Origin of the sequence: Streptomyces regalis, from assembly GCF_001509475.1 — a bacterium.
Taxonomy (GTDB): domain Bacteria; phylum Actinomycetota; class Actinomycetes; order Streptomycetales; family Streptomycetaceae; genus Streptomyces; species Streptomyces regalis.
Genome location: NZ_LLZG01000305.1, coordinates 1 through 301, shown reverse-complemented (window position 1 = coordinate 301; position 301 = coordinate 1). Strand labels below are relative to the sequence as shown.

Annotated in this window: 1 protein-coding gene; it reads left to right on the top strand. The window is 67.1% G+C overall.

All coding sequences use genetic code 11. The features are described 5' to 3' along the window. Window positions 1-15: 15 nt before the first annotated feature. Window positions 16-301: hypothetical protein (locus ADL12_RS27330; protein ID WP_159053311.1), on the top strand; the 286-nt coding region annotated here is incomplete at its 3' end.

The window sequence follows — 301 nt, the reverse complement described above, 5'->3', positions numbered from 1 at the left end:
GCCCTCGTGGGCCCGATGACGCAGCTGGTCGAGGGGCTGACCCCGGTGATCGTGCAGATCGCCGAGATCATCACCTCCATCTTTACGGCGCTGGAGCCGTTCATCGCGCCGCTCCTCGACGTTCTCGGGCAGGTCGCCGGGATGGTCGCCGACATCCTGGTGGCCGCGTTCCAGCAGCTCATGACCGTTCTGGAGCCGCTGATCCCCGTCGGTCTGGAGCTGATCCAGGCCGTTTTCGGCGCGCTCCAGCCGGTGCTGCCGGTCCTCGCCATGGCCTTCGGTGAGATTGCTGAGGCTGCAC